The 1,341-nt window shown below is 59.4% G+C and carries 2 protein-coding genes; one reads left to right on the top strand and one right to left on the bottom strand.

Translation table 11 applies throughout. From position 1 onward, the window contains the following. Positions 1-176: 176 nt before the first annotated feature. The gene (locus B8W69_RS29425; RefSeq protein WP_342744740.1) at positions 177-686 is read right to left on the bottom strand and encodes a cysteine hydrolase family protein; all 510 of its coding nucleotides are present in this window, start codon (positions 684-686) and stop codon (positions 177-179) included. Positions 687-1,007: 321 nt separating this feature from the next. On the opposite strand from B8W69_RS29425, the gene B8W69_RS29420 reads away from it, so the two are divergent. Beyond that, positions 1,008-1,328, top strand: coding sequence for a tRNA-binding protein (locus B8W69_RS29420; RefSeq protein ID WP_085293146.1), 321 nt, complete (start codon positions 1,008-1,010; stop codon positions 1,326-1,328). Positions 1,329-1,341 lie beyond the last annotated feature (13 nt).

The following is a 1,341-nucleotide window of genomic DNA, read 5'->3' as shown; positions in this document are numbered from 1 at the left end:
GCCCCCATGCTGGCCCGCGCCGGACCGCCCCCTGCCGACACCACTGGATACTGTTTCGAGGCCAAGTGGGACGGCATCATTCACTGAACTTGTCAAAAGGTTTGATGCGCCGCGCACCACCGGGCCTCAGAGCTCTCTGATGGGTTCGGCGTTGATGTAGCCGGCCGTACCTAGCTTCAATATGCGTTGGGCTGACAGCTGCCGACGTTATTGCCGTCCGGCTGTGTCGCCTGACGTTTGCCGAGGTGCGCGATCACAGACTCGGCGCGATGCAGCGTCACGCCGATATTGATCATTTCAGTGCGGCCGCGATCGTAAAGCCCGGATACCGCGTCTTCGACCAGAACGACCCGGTAGTCGCGTTCGCTCGCTTCATAGATGGACGTGCGTGGACAGTTCGGATAATTACATCCGGCGATCACCACGGTGTCCACGTGATTTTCTCGGAGATGGTCCTCGAGCGTGGTTGCGAAAAACGCGCCCCAACGGGGCTTGTAGAGGACAATCTCCTGATCGGCCAGCTGTTGGGCTTGTCCGGACAGCAGCAGCTCATCGTCAAATTGTGCGGTCGGGTCGGGTGCTATTCCTGGGGCCAGGAGCCGCCCGGGTGTGCCTGGGCGCAGCATTGGGGTCAGGCCGACGACAAGGTCTTTGCGCACCGGCTCGGCGTTGCTTCCGTCGGCCAAGTAGAGCCGGACGATGTGTACGATCGGCAGGCCAGCGCTGCGAAAATGCCTGGCACAGCATGGCGATCCGGGGTACGGCTGTCGCTGTTCCCGGGATCTCTAGCGGGCCGCCATCGAGGGTGTCGGTTTGAACATCGATCGTCAGCAGGGCTGCAGATTCGAAGTGCGGCTCAATCATGGAATGCATGCTCATAGCATAGATACGCCCATCAACGCGTTTGCCGACGCCGCTGTGGCACAGCATGCGTTCGTCCGGGGTCTCGAAGACGCCGAAACATACTGCGCTAGTGTGTATTACAGGCGCGGTTAGATAGGAGGCAGATGTCAGAGCAGACGACGATCGAAACGTTTCTCGGTGTCGGTATTCGCGTCGGGCGCGTGATCAAAGCCGAAGAATTCCCGCGCGCCAACAAGCCCGCATACAAGTTGTGGATTGATTTCGGTGACTTAGGTATACGGAAGTCCAGCGCTCAGATCAACGACCTGTATACCACCGATGAGGTCGATGGCCGGTTAGTGCTGGCAGTGGTCAACTTCCCTCCGCGCCAAGTTGCCAATTTTATCTCGGAAGTTCTCGTGGGTCTGCTGCACGATCAGGTGACAGTTTCGGTCACGCGGCCTGAGGGGCCGGTGTGGTCATGATTGCTTCGAATTC

It is taken from the genome of Mycolicibacterium vulneris (assembly GCF_002104765.1).
GTDB lineage: Bacteria > Actinomycetota > Actinomycetes > Mycobacteriales > Mycobacteriaceae > Mycobacterium > Mycobacterium vulneris.
The sequence above is the reverse complement of the archived record's forward strand: the minus strand, read 5'-3'. Positions and strand labels throughout refer to the sequence as shown.

Coding starts and splice junctions, on each gene's coding strand:
- B8W69_RS29420 (WP_085293146.1), top strand. CDS start 1,008: ATGTCAGAGCAGACGACGATCGAAACGTTTCTCGGTGTCGGTATTCGC.